We start from the raw sequence: 18686 nt of genomic DNA on the forward strand, positions 1-18686 counted from the left end.
TTTGTGGCACACTCTGCAGTCGTTTTTCACTGCAGAGTCCTGATCCATGAACCGCATCGGCGCCTTTTACGATCGTTTTATCCTTCCCCACCCCTGGATTGTCCTGGTGCTGTTCGGAGCCATCCTGGCCCTGGCGGCCTTGCGCTTTGACCAGTTCCGGCTGGACGCCTCGGCGGAATCGCTGGTGCTTGAGAACGATCGCTCACTGGAAGAGTACCGGCAGGTAAACCGCACCTTCACCACCTCAGACGACTTCCTGGTGGTGACCTACACGCCCCACGAGCCACTCTTCACCCCGGAAGGCCTGGGCCGCCTCAAAGCCCTGCGGGACGAATTGCAGGCGCTGGAAGCCGTCAGCTCGACCAACAGCATCCTGAACGTACCGCTGCTACACAGCCCTGACCTAACGCTGGATACCGTCGACACCGAGATCAAGACCCTGGACGAACACAAGGTTGCCCCGGACACCGCGCGCCAGGCGCTACTGGACAACCCCATGTACCCGAACCTGTTGCTCAGCGAAGATGCAGGCACCACCGCCATCCAGGTTAACCTGCCCACACCCGAGCGCTATTTCGAGCTGCTGAACCAGCGCGACAACCTGCGGGACAAGGTGAACTCCGGCAACGCCAGCGCCGATGACCAACGGCAACTGGAACAGGTCAGCCAGGAATTCATTCGTTACACAGAATCCCTGGGCAAGGAGAGGGATGCCACCATCAAGAAGGTCCGGGTGATCCTCGATAACCACCGGGAGCACGCCAGCATTCACCTGGGCGGCGTACCGATGATTGTGGCCGATATGATTCGCTTCATTCAGAACGATCTGTCTACCTTTGGCCTGGGTGTACTGGCGTTCCTGCTGCTGACTCTGGCGATTATCTTCCGGCAATGGCGCTGGGTTCTGGTGCCCCTGTTGTGTTGCGGCTTTACCGTGTGGCTGATGATCGGCTTCCTTGGCTGGGCCCAGTGGCCCGTCACCGTCATCTCATCCAACTTTATTTCCCTGCTGCTGATCATGACCCTGTCGCTCACCATTCACCTGATTGTGCGCTACCGGGAGTTCCAGCACGACGAGCCAGGTGCTGCGCCCCGGGATGTCCTGCGCCGCACCGTCATGGCCATGATCAAACCCTGCTTCTATATGGCCATCACCACCATTGTCGCCTTCGGGTCCCTGACCTTCAGCGGCATTCGACCAGTGATCGATTTCGGCTGGATGATGACTCTGGGGCTATCCGTAGCCTTCATCATCACCTTCCTGGTGTTCCCTGCCCTGCTCAGCCTGCTGCCGCCACCTTTGGACAGCCGGGTGACCTCGGACAGGATTCCGTTCACCGATGCCTTTGCCCGCTTTACAGAGCGGTTTGGCGGCACCGTGCTTGTGGGCTCCGGGGTGATTGCCGTGCTGTGCGTGATTGGTCTGAGCCGGCTAACCGTGGAGAACAGTTTCATTGATTACTTCAAATCCTCCACAGAAATTCATCAGGGCATGATCACCATTGACGACCGGCTTGGCGGCACCACGCCGCTGGATGTGGTGATCACCGATGAGCCGCCACCTGAGAACTACAGCGACGACCCCTTCGCCAGCGATTGCGATCCGTTTGTGGAAGACTGCGACGAAGAAGACTACCGGGACACCTGGTATACCTACCAGAAAATGCGCCAGCTTGGTGACGTGCACGACTACCTGAACAGCCTGCCAGAGACCGGCAAAGTGCTGTCGATCAGCACCACCCTGGACCTGCTCGCCCAGATCAACGGCGGTACGCCACTGAACGCCGTTGAGCTGGCGTTTGTGCCCGCCGCGGTGCCCGACGATTTGCAGGACATTCTTCTGACACCCTACATATCGGAAGAGCAGAGCCAGGCCCGGTTCAGCATCCGGATTCTGGAAACCATGCCGGATTTGCGCCGGCAGGACCTGCTGGACCGCATACACAACCACCTGACGACGGAGCTTGGCTATGCCCCGGAACGAGTCCAGCTCTCGGGTATGACAGTGATGTACAACAACATGCTGCAAAGCCTGTTCGACTCCCAGATCAAAACCATCGGGGTGGTTTTCGCAGCTATTATGGTGATGTTTTTGATTCTGTTCCGGTCACTCAAACTGGCGCTGATCGGCATGGCCCCGAACCTGATAGCGGCTGGCTCGGTGCTTGGGTTGATGGGCTGGCTGGGAATTCCACTGGATATGATGACCATCACCGTGGCGGCCATCACCGTGGGCATTGCCGTGGATGACACCATCCACTATATCCACCGGTTCAAAACCGAGTTAGCCAAAGACGGCGACTACGTGGCCACCATGCACCGATGCCACCGCAGCATCGGCCAGGCCATGTTCTTCACCTCGCTGACCATCATCTCCGGGTTCTCGATTCTGGTGCTGTCCAACTTCATCCCGACCATCTACTTCGGCCTGTTCACCGGCTTTGCCATGTTCATGGCCCTGGTGGGAGCCCTGACGCTGCTGCCAAGGCTGATCATCCTGTTCAAGCCTTTCCCTGCCCGATAATAAAAAACCCCGCCGGAGCATCGCTCGGGCGGGGTCTGATTCAGCCGGTTTTACTGGCCAGGCTGCATCATCTGCTGTTGCTGACGCATCTGCTGCTGCATTTCCCGCATGCGACGATCCAGCTCATCACGCTGCTCTTCGGTGAATACCGCATCCACCTTTGCCTGCATCAACGCAGACAGCGCGGCGATCTCGCCTGTCACATCACCCAGCTTCTCGGCGTTGTCCCGAATGGCAGATTCGCTGTAGTCCGCCTTGATTTCAGCCTGCAGTGCCTGCTGCAGTGACTGGGCATTCTGACGCAGCGCACCAATTTCGCCCTGCATGTCGTCAATGATGCCGCGAATTTCAGTTTGCTGGTCATCAGACAAACCCACCATCTCGGCCAACTGGTCTACCTGGTCAGGCTGGCCAGGGGCGGCTTGCTGGGCAAATGCAGGCATTGACAGGCTCATGGCCACCAAAGCAGAACCAATAATTTTTGCAATCTTCATAAGTTTCTCCAAATGGCCGGTGGCCACGCTCTAACCACCGGATTTCGTTGCTTTCACTGTTCAAGGCTGTACACACTAAAACATTCCAGCCCCACTTTTCACCCCGATCACCCTTCTTTTTGTACACACTTCCGAAAAAATCTCCGTCGGCTCCCGGCACACGGGGGTCGCAGCGACTATGAAAATTTAGTCATTCCCCTGCATAATGGCGCCTTTAAACAGCGAGCGGAGCACACAACATGGCGATTAACTGGTTTCCCGGGCACATGCACAAGGCCCGAAAGGAGATCAAAAAAGTCATGCCTCAGATGGATCTGATCATCGAGGTAGTCGACGCGCGCATTCCGTTTAGCAGTGAGAACCCGCTGGTGCCCTCGCTTCGTGGTGACACCCCGCTGATCAAAGTCCTGAACAAGCGTGATCTGGCAGACCCGGCGATCACCGATCAATGGCTCCAGTGGCTGGAGCAGGAACGGGGCGTTCGTGCCATTACCCTGACCCATAACGAACGTAAGGAAGCGTTGGGTATCCTCAAGCTGTCCGAGGAACTTACCCCTGGCCACGATCGGCAGAAAGGCGCGCTTCGGGTGATGATCCTGGGCATTCCGAACGTTGGCAAGTCTACCCTGATCAACACCCTTGCCGGCCGGCCGGCCGCCAAGACCGGCAACGAGCCGGCGGTTACCCGGGCCCAGCAAGCCATCAAACTGCCAGACAACATACTGCTCTATGACACGCCAGGGTTCCTCTGGCCCAAACTGTCCCCGGAACAGTGCGGTTACCGGCTGGCCATTTCCGGCGCCATTCGCAGCGCCGTGCTGGACTTCGAAGATGTGGCGATGTTTGAGGCGGACTACCTGGTCAAGGCCTACCCGGAACTGGTGATGGCCCGCTACGGACTGGAACAGCAACCGGCCGATGGCCTGGCGCTGATGGATGCCATTGCCGCGAAACGAAAGTTCTTCCGCCGGGGTGGTGTGCCAGACCTCCACAAAGTGTCGGAGATCCTGCTCAATGAATTCAGGGCCGGAACCATCGGCCGGATTTCCCTGGAAACACCTGAGATGGTAGAGAGAGAACTTCAGCAGGCCCGGGCCGATGAAGAAGCCAGGGAAGCCGAGAAGCAGGCCCGTACCGAGCAACCCAAGAAGAGGTCGTCCTGAGCGAATACCCACCGTTTGGCCACCGGCCCGGTTAGACCAAAGCCTTCTTAAAATCCACGCATAAGACTAGACTCTTTTGCTATACTTGATTTTGATCAATGTATGAGAATCCAGATGTCTCAGCATTGTCACCCATGGCGGTCCGCTAAACTTTAAGCGTATCCGGATTGGCCATGGTCTTGCTTCCTGAGCAGGGGCAATCCTTGCCAACCAGGAATGAGGACGGCTGCGCATGACCGCAGCCTGATATGGATCAACCCGGATGGTTCGTCAATATGGCCCAGGCAATTCGACTTCACCAAGTGTCTCCCCTCAAGGCCTCCTGCCAGCAGTGCAGCCTGAGTAACCTGTGTCTTCCCCTGGCGGTGGAAGAAAACGATCTGGAGCGGTTGGAAGACATTGTCCAGCAGGGACGGATTTTCAATCGCGGCGAGCACATCTTTGATCAGAGCACGCCATTCCGCTCGTGCTTTGCGGTCAAGAGCGGTTCCATCAAAACATCCATCATTACCGAAGGTGGAGACGAGCAAGTGACGGGCTTCTTCATGCCCGGCGAACTGGTGGGCCTCGACAGCATGAGCAGCGAACACTATGCCTGTACCGCGAAAGCCCTGGAACGGACCAGCGTGTGTGAATTCCCGGTAGACAAGCTGGAAGAACTCACCGGCAAGCTGCCGGAACTGCAGCACCACATGTATCACCTGATGAGCCAGGAAATCCAGAACAGCCATCAACTGGCCATGCTGCTGAGCAAGAATACCGCCGAAGAGCGCATCGCTGCCCTTTTGCTGTCGCTGTCCAGCCGGTTCCGTCGTCGCAGAATGTCGCCCACCAACTTCAGCTTGCCCATGGCGAGAAACGATATCGCCAATTTCCTGGGGCTGGCCGTGGAAACCGTGAGCCGGGTGTTCACCCGCTTCCAGAATCAGGGCATCATCCGGGCCAAGGGCCGGGAAGTGGAACTTCTTGATGTTGAAGCCCTGCAGATGGTCACTCGGGATTTCGCTCGCCAGGGCTGCCAGCAGTAAGCCCGGGGACCAACAGCGCCGGCAGCTTCAGGAGCTCGCCGGCGCCTTGTCTGGCTCTACTTCTGGCGTCGTTTTCAGCATCGCCACCTCTTCCGACAACCACGTTCGCCAGGGCAGCTGCTTGATGCCAAAGGTATTGCGAATCTTGCTGCACACCATGGTGGTATTCACCGGCTCCAGATGCCCCCACCCAGGCACTTCGTCCACTATCCTTATGTCTTCGGGAATACCGGGCATCCCAGCAATGGCCAGCCCCAGCTCATAGAGGTTGATTTCTTCAGCCCCGGCGTACTGATAGGTGCCCCATACCTCAGCACCACAATCCACCTGCAAAACCACCGCGGTAATCACCCGTGCCAGATCCTGCACGGCCACCGGCTGGCCCTTGCAACGCCCAGGCAAATGCAGCCCTTCGTTACCCGCCGTGCTTTTCTGGACCTTCTCGATAAACCGGGCGAGGCTCCAGCCGGTTCTCAGCAGTATGTGCCTGGGCAATACGGTGCGAAGCGCCTGTTCACACTCCCATTGCCAGCGGCCCAGTTCATTGACTGGTTGCCCGGGATTGGAAGCAATGTAAGCCGCCTGCTTACGGCCATCAAAGACATAACAGGACGATAGCTGTAACAGGGCCATGTTCCGGTCACGGGCAAACTCCGCCAGCGCCAGGGGTAGGGAAAACGCCGCCTGGTGCGTTGCCTCGCGATTATCCTCGGCCTTTTCGGGGTCTACCAGCCACAGGGCATTCACAATCAGGTCAGTGTCTTCAGGAATCCAGTTTTCCAGGGCGTGCAAGTCGGCGTTGGCCGGGTCGCTGACCAGTAACGGGCTGACCTGAAGATGGGTTCTTCGCAGCCGCTCCAGCAACACCCTGCCAAGAGGGCCATAGTCGTGAACCACAAGTACATGCACGTTGAATCACTGCCTCCGGAATATCACTGATATGACGGGCGCTGGCAATCACTCAGGCCAATGGCCCGGGCAATCCATTTGCTGCACTATCATGCAACTTCGAGCGCCGGTGTAAAACCCATTCTCACTGACGAGCATACAACAACAGGAACCTCTATGCTGAAACAACAAAGCCATATCGTGGCCCCCATCCCGGACGAACTGCGCACCCGGGCCCTGTATACCGTAAGCGAGCTCAAGGGGCGCGGTAAAGCCGATAAGGAAGCCATCGAAAAGCTGTACAACCTGATTGTCGAGCTGACTGAACAGGGCCTGGATTTCTTCTTCCTGGAGCCCCTGCGGCGCCTGAATGCCAGCAGCATGATGATGGGCATGGCCAAAATGGGCATCAGCAGCATGCTTAAAGGCAGCAAGATGGTTGTTCACAAGGTGCTGAAAAAGCTGGATGACCGGAGCCTGGCGGCGATTCTCGACTTTATCGAAGAAATCATTCACGAACCTGAAGCCCACTAAACTCGCCCAAGAGCCCTGTGGGTCTGCCTTTTACTCGCAGACCCTGGGCACTCTGGCGGTGACCCCGGTCAGCAGCTCGTAGGCTATGGTACCGGCACAGCTTGCGACTTCGTCGACGCTGACCGTCGTACCCCACAGCTCCACGGGATCACCCTCACGGGCCTCTGGCGCACCGGTCAGATCGACTGCCAGCATATCCATGGATACCCGGCCCAACAGGCGAATGCGCTTGCCACGAATGGCTGCCGGCGTTCCGGTACCGGCATGGCGAGGATAACCATCACCATACCCGATGGCCACCATACCCATTCGGGTATCCTCCTGAGCCACCCAACTTGCACCGTAACCCACAGATTCTCCGGCGCGAACAACCCGCGTGCTGATCAATGGCGCCTCAAGAGTCATCACTGGCTGCAGCCCCAGCTCCGGGCCGGTCTTGCCGATCATGGGCGAGGCCCCGTACAGCATAATACCGGGCCGACTCCAATCATAGAGCGGCTGGCCCGGCCGAAAATGGGCCGCAGAATTGCCCACACTGCGCATTAACGCTGGCCAGGCAGCCGTGGCGCCCGCAAACAAACGGGTTTGACAATCGGTCATATCGCTGGTGAGGTCATCAGCACAGGCGAAATGGGTAACAAACCCCAGCAATGGCCCCCTCGTCGCTGACGGCCCCAAGGTGGCAACCACGGAATCCAGTTCTTCCGGGCGGAACCCCAAACGGTTCATGCCAGAGTTCACTTTCAGCCAGAACCGGGGGGGCGGGCCGGCAACCAGCCAGTCAAGTTGCCCGTGGCAATGCATCACGGGCTCGAAACCATGCTGTACGCAATCACGCAAGTCGTCAGGGGCATGCACGCCCTGCAGCAACACGACAGGCTGCCCGAGGCCGGCGCTCCGGATTGCCAGCGCTTCCTCAATACAGGCCACGGCAAATTTTTCTACCTCACCGGCCAGAGCCCGGACAACGTTAACAATCCCGTGGCCATAGCCATCCGCCTTGACCACAGCCATGGCACGGGCGCCACCGGCCCTCGCCTGAGCCAACCGATAATTATGCCTTAGAGCATCCAGATCAACGCGGGCAACGGTACTGCGTGGCATTAATAATCACCACCGTAATCGCTGTAATCCCCATGGGCCAGGTCTTCAAACTTGGTGTATTTACCGATAAACGCCAGGCGAATGGTGCCGATAGGACCATTCCGCTGCTTACCAATAATAATTTCCGCGATGCCCTTATCCTGGGTGTCTTCGTTGTAGACCTCATCCCGGTATACGAACATGATAACGTCGGCATCCTGCTCGATCGCACCGGATTCCCGCAGATCCGAGTTCACCGGCCGCTTGTTGGGCCGCTGCTCCAGGCTACGGTTAAGCTGTGACAGCGCCACGACCGGGCAACTCAGTTCCTTTGCAATACCCTTGAGTGAGCGCGAAATCTCGGAGATCTCCGCAGTACGACCTTCGGTATTGCCAGGCACCCGCATCAACTGAAGGTAGTCGACCATAATCAGGCCGATTTTGCCGCCATTCTCCCTGGCAATCCGCCGTGCCCGTGACCGCATTTCCGTCGGGCTCAGGCCCGGCGTATCGTCAATATAGAGGGGTTTGTCCTTGAGCAGGCTCACCGCAGAGGTCAGCCGAGGCCAGTCGTCCTCCTCCAGCTTACCGCTCCGGACTTTGGTCTGGTCTATCCGCCCCAGGGAAGACAACATACGCATAGCCAGAGCATCTGCCGGCATCTCCATACTGAACACCAGTATCGGCGTGCCGGTACTGATCAGAGCGTTCTCGACAATGTTCATAGCGAAGGTGGTCTTACCCATGGAGGGCCGGCCTGCAACGATAATCAGGTCCGCTGGCTGCATACCGGAGGTCTGGTCATCCAGATCACGGAAGCCTGTGGTCAAACCCGTGGTCTGTTCACCGGATTCAAACAGCTCTTCAATACGGCTCAGCGTTGTCGCCAGAATGGGGTTGATCGCCTTGGGGCCAGAGCCTTCCTTCGACCGGGATTCGGCGATCTGGAATACGCTGCGCTCGGCCTCGTCCAGAATCTCGCTGCTCTTTCGCCCCTGGGGATTGAACGCAGAGTCGGAAATCTGGCCAGAGACCTCCACCAGTTTCCGAAGCACCGAACGCTCACGGACAATCTCGGCATAGGCACGGATATTTGCCGCACCCGGCGTTTTCTCTGCAAGCTCGGCCAGATACGACAAGCCACCGGCATCTTCAATGTCACCGGCACGCTCCAGAAACTCGGCCAGGGTAACCACATCCAGGGGTTCACTTTCACTGGCGAGGCGCTCCACGGCACCAAAAATCAACCGGTGGTCCTGGCGGTAAAAGTCAGCAGCAGAAATGATCTCGGAGACTTCATCAAAACGCCGGTTATCCAGCATCAAACCACCGAGCACCGCCTGCTCCGCTTCAACAGAATGGGGCGGAACCTTGATACGGCTGGTTTCCGGATCAATGGATGCAGGTTTCAGAGTGGGATTGGCCATAAACACCAGACAACGTTGAATTGAATAACAGGAAACAAGAATACCAGAAAGCAACGGGCCCGAAACCGTTTCCGGCTCGGGCCCGTCTCAGAATGTTCAAGCCGTTGGCTTCAACACTCCACGCTTACATCAATCAACGATGACCGATTACTCGGCAACAACCGCCAGCTTGATGGTTACTTCTACGTCTGTGTACAGCTGCAGTTCGATCTCGAACTCGCCAGTGGTCCGGATAGGACCTTCCGGCAGACGAACTTCGCTCTTCTCGACTTCCGTGCCACCGGCAGAAACCACGTCTGCGATGTCACGAACACCGATAGAACCAAACAGCTTGCCTTCGTCACCAGCCTTGGAGGTAATGGTGAAGGATGCACCTTCCAGAGCTTCGGCACGGGCCTGGGCAGCAGCCAGCTTCTCAGCAGCGGCTTTTTCCAGCTCAGCGCGACGCTCTTCGAACGCCTGTACGTTTGCGGCCGTGGCAGGAACAGCTTTGCCGTACGGCAGCAGGAAATTACGACCGTAACCGGCCTTAACCTTTACCTTGTCACCCAGGGAGCCAAGGTTTGCTACTTTCTCGAGCAGAATAACTTCCATCTCGTTAACCTCTTCGTGCTTTATTCAGCTGGCCCGGCGGGTTGTATACGCCCCCGGATATCCAGCCAGCTATCCACAAAAGCCAGAACCAACAACAGCAACATCAGACTCGGACCCAGCAATACCAGCGCCAGATAAAACATGGCCAGCCAGTTACCGCTCAACTGCTTACGACCAACAACACCGTGAACCAACCCCAGCGCAGCGATGAACAGCGGCGTACCCGCTGCCCAGGCCAACAGCATGGAATTGAGCCCCAACACCGGGCCAATCACCATGGTGAGTGCACAAACCACCGCAATGGCCGGCGACAACCTCAGGGCGTGGAATTCCTTCCGGAATCCGCCTGGGTTATAGAGCCCCGCCTGCCAGGCCCTCGCCAGCATGGTCATACCAACCGCTGTCGCGAAGTAAGTGCCCGCCATACTGGCGTTCATGGTGTCCCGGATGATCAGCTCGAGATCGCTGCCCAATGACCGGGCCACTTCGGCGTTGTACTGCTCGTAAAAGCTGACACCGGTCTGAACCAGATCGTTCAGCAGTGCCGGATACATGACGGGCAACATCAGCCCGCTCAGTATTGCCAGAAAAGCACCCGACAACAGTGCTTTCTCCCAGGCCAGGGTTGTTCGCAGGATGGATGCCATCAGCATCACCTGCAGCAGCACCACCAGTGACGTTGGATCCTGGCCGTAAACGGCCCAACCCAACGCCGGCATTAATGCCCAGAGGCCGATATTCAACCCCTGCCGGATGCCCAGTCTGAGAATGACCAGGCCGATAACCGCTGCGCCAATCCAGAACAACAGGGGCACTGCAGTGGTAACTGCTGCAACCCCGCTAGCCTGCAGGGGACCGCGCATTACATATTGTGCCAGTGCACGCATGGTCCCGGGTCCTGTCTATCTGTGCTTAGTGGTCGTGGCTGTCCGTATACGGCAGCAGTGCCAGGTAGCGGGCACGCTTGATAGCGGTAGCCAGCTGACGCTGATAACGTGCTTTGGTGCCGGTGATACGGCTGGGCACGATTTTGCCGGTTTCAGTGATGTAGCCTTTCAGGGTGTCCAGATCTTTGTAATCGATCTCTTTCACACCTTCTGCCGTGAAGCGGCAGAACTTACGACGTCTGAAAAAACGAGCCATAACGTAACTCCTAACTCCGGTTGATTACTCTTCTTCGTCCTGGGATGCGCTCTGACGATCTTCAGAGTCAGCTGAACGACGCGGACGATCGTCTCCGCCGGAACGACGGTCCTCACGGGACTCGGCAGCTTTCATCGGAGACATGTCGGTAACAGCCTCATCGCGACGCAGAATCAGGTCACGGATGATGGCATCGTTGAACCGGAAGTTATGAGTCAGCTCGTCCATAGCGGCTTGTGAACATTCAGCGTTCATCAGCACGTAGTGAGCCTTGTGGATCTTGTTGATCGGGTAAGCCAGGTGACGACGGCCCCAATCTTCCAGGCGATGTACCTTGCCGCCATCTTCAGTGATGACGCTGGTATAACGCTCGATCATTGCGGGCACCTGCTCGCTCTGATCCGGATGTACCATAAAAACGATTTCGTAGTGACGCATGAGTTCTCCCTACGGTTTAAACAGCTTTCTTCTGCGGCGGGCGCGGTTAAGCCCCGAGCCCGAGCATGAAAGCAAGGAGGTGACAGCAAAGCTGCCGGCTTCTTTTTGCTTTTATCAACAAGACCTTAAACGCAAAGGCCCGATCAAAAGCCAGGTTCTGCCTGCCTGCATTCAGGCAATACAAAACCACCCCTTGGAAAAGGGGTCACGTATTCTAGGCGTATGAGCGGTGTTGTGCAAGACTTAACCGAGCCGCTGGCGCAGGGCTTCATACAGGCAAACTCCGGTCGCCACCGACACGTTCAGGCTATCGACATGCCCCAGCATGGGAATGTTGATCAACTGGTCGCAGTGTTCCCGGGTTAAACGGCGCAGACCCTTACCCTCGGCGCCCATCACCAGGGCCACCGGCCCCTTGAAGTCTGCCTGATACAGGTTTGCACTCGCCTCGCCGGCCGTACCAATCAGCCAAACGCCGAGTTCCTTGAGCTCGCGCAGGAAGCGAGCCAGGTTGGTCACCCGAACAAACGGCACGGTCTCCGCCGCACCACAGGCAACTTTTCGGGCCACCGGAGTCAGCGAAGCGGATTTGTCCTTGGGCACAATCACCGCCTGTACTCCCACGGCATCTGCCGTACGCATACAGGCACCGAGGTTGTGCGGGTCGGTCACCCCGTCCAGAACCAGCAGGAATGGTGGCTTGCCACTGGCGGCCAGCTGGGCCAGCAAGTCCGCTTCGGTCCACTCACGGCTTTCCGCCACGGCGGCAACAATACCCTGGTGAACACCGGCGACCCGCTCATCCAGCTCACGACGATGCACCACCTTCCAACGCACACCCAGGCTATCCAGAGTGTCGGTAACCGATTTAACCCGCTTGTCCTGCCGCCCGGTCTGAATCCAGACTTGCTGCAGGCGCTCCGGCTCCCGCTTGAGAACGGCATCGACAGCATGCCAGCCAAATACATATTCCTGTGACACTGACGCTTATTTCCTGTGCAACGGTTTACTTTCGGGCCTTACGGGCTTTACCGCCGGCAGAGGGCTTGCCCCTGCCGCCTTTTCGGGACGCCGCCCTGGCCGCCTCGGCTGCCAGCTTCTCTTTGGCACTCTCGGGCTTGCCGGATTTACCGCGCTTTCCACCCTTTCCGCCCTTACCGGCACGATCACCTTTGCCGCGGGTCTCGCGTTTGGACATGTCCAGAGCGTCACGATCTGCCGTCCGCTTTCTGGGCGTACTGACCAGTTCCAGATCGATCTTGCGATCTTCCAGGCCTACCCTAACAACCCGAACGCGAACCTCATCCCCTAACCGGAAGCTCACCGCGGTGCGCTCACCGATCAGGCGGTGCTTGGCGGAATCGTGGTGAAAGTAATCGCCACTGAGGGTGGACACGTGCACCAGCCCCTCAATATAGATATCGGACAGCTCGACGAAGAAACCGAAGGGTGTGACGGCCGCAATCACACCGTCGTGCTCCTCGCCCACGTGATCCCGCAGGAACTCGCACTTGAGCCAGGCCATCACGTCACGGGTGGCATCGTCGGCACGGCGCTCGGTCATCGAACAATGCTCACCCATCTGCTCCATACGGGCATAGTCGTAGGGATACACCGCCAGCTCCGGATCGTAGCTTTTCGGCGACACCACGTCTTTCTGAACTTCAGGATTGTGAATTCGGGACTTGATGGCCCGATGAACGATCAGGTCCGGATACCGGCGAATGGGCGAGGTAAAGTGGGTATAGCTGGGGAAGCCCAGACCAAAATGGCCGGCTTCTTCAGGGCTGTATACCGCCTGACTGAGGGAACGCAGCATCACCATCTGGATCACATTGGCATCTGGACGGTCGGCAACCTGGGCCAGCAACTGCTGGTAATCCCCGGAAGTTGGTTTGTCACCACCCCCCAACTGCAATCCGAGCTCACCCAGGAACAAGCGCAGGTTATTCAGGCGCTCCTCGGAGGGCCCATCATGCACCCGGTAAAGCGCCGGCACCTGATGCTTTTTCAACAGCCGGGCCGTAGCCACGTTCGCGCAGAGCATGCACTCCTCTACGATCTTGTGGGCATCGTTGCGGTGTACCGGCACGATTTCCTCAATCTTGCGCTCGGCATCAAAAACGATCTTGGTCTCGGTAGTCTCGAAATCAATCGCCCCACGCTCAGTCCGAGCACGGCGTAGCAGCTTATAGAGCTCATAAAGGTTATGCAGATGCGGCAGCAAATCGGCGTAATGGGCCGACAGCTTGTAGCCCTGCTCCGAGTCCGGGTGCTCCAGCATGGCACTGACCTTGTTATAGGTCAGCCGGGCATGGCTGCGCATAACCGCCTGGTAGAAGGTGTAGCCACTGATATTACCGGCTGCGCTGATGGTCATATCCGCCACCATACACAGTCGATCAACACCCGGGTTCAGTGAACACAAGCCATTGGAGAGCTTCTCCGGCAACATGGGCACCACATGGTCCGGGAAGTACACCGAGTTACCTCGGCGAATCGCCTCCTCATCAAGCGGTGAGCTGGGGCGAACATAATGCGACACATCCGCAATGGCCACTACCAGCCGGTAACCGCCGCGGGGGCGAGGCTCACAATAAATGGCATCGTCAAAATCACGGGCGGTTTCGTCATCAATGGTGACCAGCCGCATGTTGCGGATATCCACCCGGTTGGCCTTGTCTTTCTCGGCAACCTCTTCAGGAATCCCCGCTGCCTGCTCACCCACGGCACTTGGCCAACTGTGGGGAATCTCATAGGAACGGATTGCCACATCGATTTCCATGCCAGGAGCCATGTGCTCCCCCAGGACCTCGATAATCCGACCTGTCGGCTGGGTGCGTACGGTGGGCTGGCGCAGAATTTCCACCACCACGTACTGGCCGTGCACAGCCTTACCGGCGTGCTCATCCGGCACCAGAATTTCGTGATTGATGCGGGCATTCTCGGGCACCACAAATGCAATGCCGCTTTCCTTGAAGAAGCGACCAACCGTCTGACTGGTGCGATGCTCCAGAACCTCGACAATTACCCCTTCACGGCGACCACGATCATCCACGCGGTCCACCCGGGCAGCTACCCGGTCACCATGAAACACCTGGCGCATCTGGCGCGCGGTGAGGAAAAGATCGGAGCCGCCGTCATCGGGAATCAGGAACCCGAAGCCATCTTTGTGTCCAGTCACCTTACCCGTGACCAGATCCGCCTCTTCAATGGGCAGGAACGCATCCCGGCGGTTACAGATCAACTGGCCATCACGGCACATGGCAATCAGCCGTCGCCGCAACGCCTCGATACCTTCCTCGGACGTTTGCCCCAGTTCCTGGCACAACGTCTCATGAGTGGCCGGCGCACCTCGCTCTTTAAGGTGCTTGAGAATAAACTCCCGGCTCTGGATAGGGTTTTCATACTTCTGGGCCTCACGTTCAGCGTGAGGATCCCGTCCTTCTTTCTTCCTGGAAACCATTCGGATCCTTGTTATCAGGCCGCAAACACTGCGGCGGAATTCATTATTCCAGCAGTATAACGTCGGTAGGCCGTACCTGCCTAACCGCGGGCTGATTTATAGGCATAAATACGGCAGAAAGATTTTTTAAAAAATATTTGACAGCGTTCGGGGGAATTATTAAAGTACGCGCCATCGGTTGAGGGGCAACTTCTCAACACGAGCAAAACGCTAAGTTTTCAACAAACTAACAGCGATTTTGCAAATCACCTGCCGAGGTGGTGAAATTGGTAGACACGCTAGCTTCAGGTGCTAGTGGGGGCAACCCCGTGGAGGTTCAAGTCCTCTCCTCGGCACCATCGCTTTCCCCAAGTGATGAGAATCAAGAACTTACCTTAGAATCAATAGTTTAAGACGCTCTCTGGTACACAAGACTGGTACACAGAGGTTTTGTTGTGGGTTTAAGAATGGCCACACCCTATAGACCGTCGAATAGCGGAAACTACTGGATTCGGAAACGAGTACCCCAGGAACTACGCCCCATCATTGGGAAGCTCGAAATAAAGCGTTCCCTACGAACACCCGACCCTAAAGAAGCCAAACTTCGCGCCCCCACCGTCCTTGCAGAGATTGAGCTAGAGCTCGCCAACGCTCGTCGCTCACTAACCATGGGAGCAGAAGAGGTAAATAGTCTGGTCGGTGAGTACTGGCGAGATAGGACGGAAGCCATTATCCGAGAGGCCCGAAAGGAATATTGGTCTCCCGAGGATCTGGCTTATTTTCGGGATACCCTCGCCGAAATCCCTGAGGCGACCCCGCCTCAACGCCTCGATGACGAAGCCTACTCAGAGTATCGAGACACTGTCGCCGCCCAGTGGGGATTGAATGCCGCACAACCTATACTCAAGCGCTATGGGATCAACCCTCCGCCAGCTATAGCCTTTAGACTAGGAGGCCAGATATTCAGGGCTGAAAGAGCGGCTTATGATGCAGCAATCGCTCAGATTTCTGCAGATCCAGATTTCACTCCCCCAAGCTATGCATCTGCTCGCCTGGAAAGCACACTGACTCTGCCTGAGCTCTTCACCGAATACGCTAAGGCCGCCAACCTGGCACCGAGAACCGAGGATGGCTGGCGGACCTACATCAACAGAGCACACAATTTCCTTAAGGGTAAGCGCGCAGGTGCCATTACAAAGCAAGACATCTGGGCATTCGCTGAGGCCCTCCAGCGCGGGGACAGAGAAGCCAATCCGAAAGGACGGGCGCTAACGGCGAAATCGATCAACGACAACTACCTAACCTCCCTGTCCGCTCTTTTCAGCTGGGCAATGAAACGGGATTTGCTATCCGGCGACCCAACAGGAGGTGTAAGAGTTAAAGCGAGAACGTCTGAGTCTCGACCAGTCCAGGCTTACACTAGAGAGCAAGTGGCCGCAATTCTAAAAAGTACTAGGCTCCCCCAAGGACAGAGGGTCAAACCCGAAACCGCAAACATCAGACGCTGGGCACCATGGCTATGCGCTTTCACAGGTGCTCGAATCAGCGAAATCTTGTGGCTAAGGAAACGCGATATTCAACAGACCCAAGGGGTCTTCTTCATAGACATCTACGCAGACAGCACGGGAGCACGGCGAGTCAAGAACACCAACTCCATGCGCTGCACCCCGCTGCATCCAGCCATTATCAACGAGGGATTCCTTGATTACTGGAAATCGTTACCCGATGAAGAGGAATTTCTTTTTCCAGGAAACTGGTCAGATAAGCACGGGGACAGAGCGAAGATCCCCGCAAACAAACTGGGCGACTGGATAAAAAAACAGCTTCCCGACGCCGATTGGTCGCGCTTAAGTCCCAATCATAGCTTCCGCCACTGGCTAGTTTCTGAGTGTCGTACTGCGAAGATTGACGGAGACCGCCAGCGAGTGATTACCGGACATGGCCATAAAGACGTTCACGGGCGTTACGGTGCTGCCGATGTGCACACCCTCTATAACGACATTAAAGCCATTGAATCCCCGCTGCCCCCAAAACAACAAAAAAACAACAGGTAATCGGTCAGAAGGGGCCGGAGTTAACCTACCTCCAGCCCACTCCCTCAGCCTGTTAGAAGTCTGGACTTTCCGCATAACACAGCGCTTCTGCTCGCCCTGCTTCGTATGCCGCCCATCCCCCCAACTCGCCAAAAGCTGCCATTAATTCTTCAAAGCGAGTACCCGAGAATCTTTGAACCGCAGCCGCAAAGGTCTCTGTGGTATGGAACTCAAGCTTTCCGAAAACTTCCCGCAGTTTGATATGCATTCGCTCAATCGCCTCGTCATCGTTGAATTCCTCCAACTCTTCTTCACTATTAAACGTGGCCATTCGCGCTTTAATCCATGTTGGGTATGTTTCTGCATCGAACCCTTTTTCCTCCAGCAATCTCTTGGTTTGCCTCATGTACCCGACCATACGTTGCGAGACCCCTGACTGTTGTGCCGTTTCTCTTTTGCTCAACTTTCGCCCGCTAGAAACATAGAACCAGGCAACATCAGCCCGCTCTGCCTGGGTTAAGGGCAGAGAACGCTTGCGATTGGTCTCAACGGCTTTATCTAGGGCCTCCGCTGGGGTTCCGTTGAAGACTGAAACCGGGATACCCCGTTTCCAATTCACCGCCTTGTACGCTTCCAGGCGCAGATATCCATCGGCGACAGCCCAACCCCGAGATGTCCAAACTATTCGGATAGGATCCAAGCGCTGGCCGTTTCGCAGGTCTCTCGACAGTTCCTCAATAACTACTCTCTGCGTGTAGTCTTCTTCGATTGGCTGCCTGAATGAGAAAACCTCAATCGCTAGGTGCAGTTGGTCAATCCCAAGCCTTCTAGGTCTCGTCCTGGGGGCAGGTGTTGTGGGTTTGAGGGCTTTCAAAGCTTCACTGCGGCGTTCGGGAAAATCGCTACCAGAGGTGCCGTGGAGTTCTTGGAGGTCAGATATGCTGCTCGAATGGGGAGTGTCCTGCATCGTTTTATACCGACATGCTTGGTTGAAGGGACCTACGCAAGGTGTGCAAATTGCACAACGTAGGGGTGCACACCGTCCCCCTTGGCTGCTAATGCCAGTAAGCCGCGCCAACCAAGGGAAATCGGTGCTTTATCTAAAGGTGGCCCCTAATCACTTCTGCTTGTATTTGTAGAAGACCGCCCGACTGATTCCGGTAACCTTAACGGCCTCTGTAACCGCCCATCCCTGTTCGACCAATTCTTCTGCCCGCTTCAGCTTCTCTGGGTCAACAGGAGCTCCTCCTTTATATTTCCCTGCAGCTTTAGCCTTTGCGATCCCCTCCGCCTGTCGCTCAAGCATTAGCTCCCTTTCAAATTGGGCAATGGCACCCAACATGGTGAGCATGAGCTTTCCTGTCGGTGTTTTGGTGTCCAAATTGATATTGAGCACTTCAAGCCCCGCCCCCAGCTCTTCAAGCTCCTCCGCGATTTTTAGCAAATCAGCAGTAGACCGTGCTAGACGATCAAGCTTACAGACAACCAGCGTATCCCCTTGCCCCAGGACATGCTGAAGAAGTCCTTGGAGCTCTTCCCTCACAGCCGTCTTGCCCGACATCTTCTCTGATTTGATCCGATGGCATCCTGCAGCTTCAAGCTGTTCAATCTGAGACTCGAGACTCTGACCAGTAGTACTCACCCTCGCATAACCATACTTCATAGACGTCCTCCAAATGTCCACACAGGGTCTGTCTACAAAATATCTGTCTACGACTGTGAAAGTCAACTCTGTATAGACACTTTTAGGAGCCGATGGAGTGTTTTCTGGTGTCCACGTAGACCGTGGTCTGTATGGACGCCTAGCTTCCTTGATTTGCTCCTCACCGCACACTTGATTGTGGATGCCAGCACGAAAGAAGCCTAGAGCCTTTACAAGGAAGCCGCAGCAT

At 56.6% G+C, this 18686-nt stretch carries 17 protein-coding genes and 1 tRNA gene; 6 read left to right on the top strand and 12 right to left on the bottom strand.

All coding sequences use genetic code 11. The annotated features are described in order from the left end of the window. The first annotated feature begins 46 nt into the window (after positions 1 to 46). Positions 47 to 2524, top strand: coding sequence for an efflux RND transporter permease subunit (locus ACTZWX_RS12860; protein WP_444714270.1), 2478 nt, complete (start codon positions 47 to 49; stop codon positions 2522 to 2524). A gap of 50 nt (positions 2525 to 2574) precedes the next feature. On the opposite strand, the gene ACTZWX_RS12865 is transcribed toward ACTZWX_RS12860, so the two are convergent. Continuing rightward, positions 2575 to 3018: a Spy/CpxP family protein refolding chaperone gene (locus ACTZWX_RS12865; RefSeq protein WP_444714271.1), complete on the bottom strand. Its 444-nt coding sequence runs from the start codon at positions 3016 to 3018 to the stop codon at positions 2575 to 2577. A gap of 239 nt (positions 3019 to 3257) precedes the next feature. Between ACTZWX_RS12865 and ylqF the strand changes: the two genes are divergently transcribed. Beyond that, entirely contained in the window at positions 3258 to 4181 is a 924-nt protein-coding gene (gene ylqF, locus ACTZWX_RS12870) for a ribosome biogenesis GTPase YlqF (RefSeq protein WP_444714272.1), read from the top strand. 275 nt (positions 4182 to 4456) lie between these two features. Next, on the top strand, positions 4457 to 5209 hold the full coding sequence (gene fnr / locus ACTZWX_RS12875) for a fumarate/nitrate reduction transcriptional regulator Fnr (RefSeq protein WP_058092256.1): 753 nt from the start codon (positions 4457 to 4459) through the stop codon (positions 5207 to 5209). Positions 5210 to 5236: 27 nt separating this feature from the next. On the opposite strand, the gene ACTZWX_RS12880 is transcribed toward fnr, so the two are convergent. Beyond that, positions 5237 to 6118, bottom strand: a complete 882-nt coding sequence (locus ACTZWX_RS12880; protein WP_058092232.1) for an SDR family oxidoreductase — start codon at positions 6116 to 6118, stop codon at positions 5237 to 5239. A gap of 156 nt (positions 6119 to 6274) precedes the next feature. On the opposite strand from ACTZWX_RS12880, the gene ACTZWX_RS12885 reads away from it, so the two are divergent. Beyond that, positions 6275 to 6631: a hypothetical protein gene (locus tag ACTZWX_RS12885; protein WP_058092233.1), complete on the top strand. Its 357-nt coding sequence runs from the start codon at positions 6275 to 6277 to the stop codon at positions 6629 to 6631. 30 nt (positions 6632 to 6661) lie between these two features. Here the strand turns inward: ACTZWX_RS12885 and alr are convergent, their stop codons facing one another. The 8 genes from alr to rnr form a co-directional block, all read right to left on the bottom strand. Then, positions 6662 to 7735: an alanine racemase gene (alr, locus tag ACTZWX_RS12890; protein WP_444714273.1), complete on the bottom strand. Its 1074-nt coding sequence runs from the start codon at positions 7733 to 7735 to the stop codon at positions 6662 to 6664. Continuing rightward, a complete protein-coding gene (gene dnaB / locus ACTZWX_RS12895) occupies positions 7735 to 9141 on the bottom strand; it encodes a replicative DNA helicase (protein WP_058092235.1) in 1407 nt (468 codons plus the stop codon). Before dnaB ends, alr begins: the two co-directional genes overlap by 1 nt. Before the next feature lie 147 nt (positions 9142 to 9288). Further along, a complete protein-coding gene (rplI, locus tag ACTZWX_RS12900; protein WP_444714274.1) occupies positions 9289 to 9735 on the bottom strand; it encodes a 50S ribosomal protein L9 in 447 nt (148 codons plus the stop codon). Positions 9736 to 9755: 20 nt separating this feature from the next. Beyond that, entirely contained in the window at positions 9756 to 10622 is an 867-nt protein-coding gene (locus tag ACTZWX_RS12905; RefSeq protein ID WP_444714275.1) for a hypothetical protein, read from the bottom strand. 25 nt (positions 10623 to 10647) lie between these two features. Further along, positions 10648 to 10878, bottom strand: a complete 231-nt coding sequence (rpsR, locus tag ACTZWX_RS12910) for a 30S ribosomal protein S18 (protein WP_008937282.1) — start codon at positions 10876 to 10878, stop codon at positions 10648 to 10650. A 24-nt stretch (positions 10879 to 10902) separates the two neighbouring features. Continuing rightward, complete coding sequence (rpsF, locus tag ACTZWX_RS12915) at positions 10903 to 11316, bottom strand: 30S ribosomal protein S6 (RefSeq protein WP_061333280.1); 414 nt, start codon at positions 11314 to 11316, stop codon at positions 10903 to 10905. Between the two features lie 243 nt (positions 11317 to 11559). Continuing rightward, a complete protein-coding gene (gene rlmB / locus ACTZWX_RS12920; RefSeq protein ID WP_444714276.1) occupies positions 11560 to 12297 on the bottom strand; it encodes a 23S rRNA (guanosine(2251)-2'-O)-methyltransferase RlmB in 738 nt (245 codons plus the stop codon). Between the two features lie 25 nt (positions 12298 to 12322). Continuing rightward, positions 12323 to 14782 carry a ribonuclease R gene (rnr, locus tag ACTZWX_RS12925; RefSeq protein WP_444714277.1) on the bottom strand — a complete coding sequence of 820 codons (2460 nt, stop codon included), beginning with the start codon at positions 14780 to 14782 and terminating at the stop codon, positions 12323 to 12325. 251 nt (positions 14783 to 15033) lie between these two features. On the opposite strand from rnr, the gene ACTZWX_RS12930 reads away from it, so the two are divergent. Beyond that, a tRNA-Leu gene (locus ACTZWX_RS12930) sits at positions 15034 to 15120 on the top strand. 108 nt (positions 15121 to 15228) lie between these two features. Next, positions 15229 to 16815, top strand: a complete 1587-nt coding sequence (locus tag ACTZWX_RS12935; RefSeq protein WP_444714278.1) for a DUF6538 domain-containing protein — start codon at positions 15229 to 15231, stop codon at positions 16813 to 16815. A gap of 52 nt (positions 16816 to 16867) precedes the next feature. On the opposite strand, the gene ACTZWX_RS12940 is transcribed toward ACTZWX_RS12935, so the two are convergent. Further along, positions 16868 to 17761, bottom strand: a complete 894-nt coding sequence (locus ACTZWX_RS12940) for a hypothetical protein (protein WP_444714279.1) — start codon at positions 17759 to 17761, stop codon at positions 16868 to 16870. 150 nt (positions 17762 to 17911) lie between these two features. After that, the gene (locus ACTZWX_RS12945; protein ID WP_444714280.1) at positions 17912 to 18457 is read right to left on the bottom strand and encodes a recombinase family protein; all 546 of its coding nucleotides are present in this window, start codon (positions 18455 to 18457) and stop codon (positions 17912 to 17914) included. Positions 18458 to 18686: the final 229 nt, after the last annotated feature.

The sequence above is a fragment of the Marinobacter sp. NSM genome (assembly GCF_052380025.1).
Classification (GTDB): domain Bacteria; phylum Pseudomonadota; class Gammaproteobacteria; order Pseudomonadales; family Oleiphilaceae; genus Marinobacter.

What these genes read in the sequence shown, in the direction of transcription:
- ACTZWX_RS12860 (WP_444714270.1), top strand. Translation starts at nt 47, where the DNA reads ATGAACCGCATCGGCGCCTTTTACGATCGTTTTATCCTTCCCCACCCC.
- ACTZWX_RS12865 (WP_444714271.1), bottom strand. Translation starts at nt 3,018, where the DNA reads ATGAAGATTGCAAAAATTATTGGTTCTGCTTTGGTGGCCATGAGCCTG.
- ylqF (WP_444714272.1), top strand. Translation starts at nt 3,258, where the DNA reads ATGGCGATTAACTGGTTTCCCGGGCACATGCACAAGGCCCGAAAGGAG.
- fnr (WP_058092256.1), top strand. Translation starts at nt 4,457, where the DNA reads ATGGCCCAGGCAATTCGACTTCACCAAGTGTCTCCCCTCAAGGCCTCC.
- ACTZWX_RS12885 (WP_058092233.1), top strand. Translation starts at nt 6,275, where the DNA reads ATGCTGAAACAACAAAGCCATATCGTGGCCCCCATCCCGGACGAACTG.
- alr (WP_444714273.1), bottom strand. Translation starts at nt 7,735, where the DNA reads ATGCCACGCAGTACCGTTGCCCGCGTTGATCTGGATGCTCTAAGGCAT.
- dnaB (WP_058092235.1), bottom strand. Translation starts at nt 9,141, where the DNA reads ATGGCCAATCCCACTCTGAAACCTGCATCCATTGATCCGGAAACCAGC.
- rplI (WP_444714274.1), bottom strand. Translation starts at nt 9,735, where the DNA reads ATGGAAGTTATTCTGCTCGAGAAAGTAGCAAACCTTGGCTCCCTGGGT.
- ACTZWX_RS12905 (WP_444714275.1), bottom strand. Translation starts at nt 10,622, where the DNA reads ATGCGTGCACTGGCACAATATGTAATGCGCGGTCCCCTGCAGGCTAGC.
- rpsR (WP_008937282.1), bottom strand. Translation starts at nt 10,878, where the DNA reads ATGGCTCGTTTTTTCAGACGTCGTAAGTTCTGCCGCTTCACGGCAGAA.
- rpsF (WP_061333280.1), bottom strand. Translation starts at nt 11,316, where the DNA reads ATGCGTCACTACGAAATCGTTTTTATGGTACATCCGGATCAGAGCGAG.
- rnr (WP_444714277.1), bottom strand. Translation starts at nt 14,782, where the DNA reads ATGGTTTCCAGGAAGAAAGAAGGACGGGATCCTCACGCTGAACGTGAG.
- ACTZWX_RS12935 (WP_444714278.1), top strand. Translation starts at nt 15,229, where the DNA reads ATGGCCACACCCTATAGACCGTCGAATAGCGGAAACTACTGGATTCGG.
- ACTZWX_RS12940 (WP_444714279.1), bottom strand. Translation starts at nt 17,761, where the DNA reads ATGCAGGACACTCCCCATTCGAGCAGCATATCTGACCTCCAAGAACTC.
- ACTZWX_RS12945 (WP_444714280.1), bottom strand. Translation starts at nt 18,457, where the DNA reads ATGAAGTATGGTTATGCGAGGGTGAGTACTACTGGTCAGAGTCTCGAG.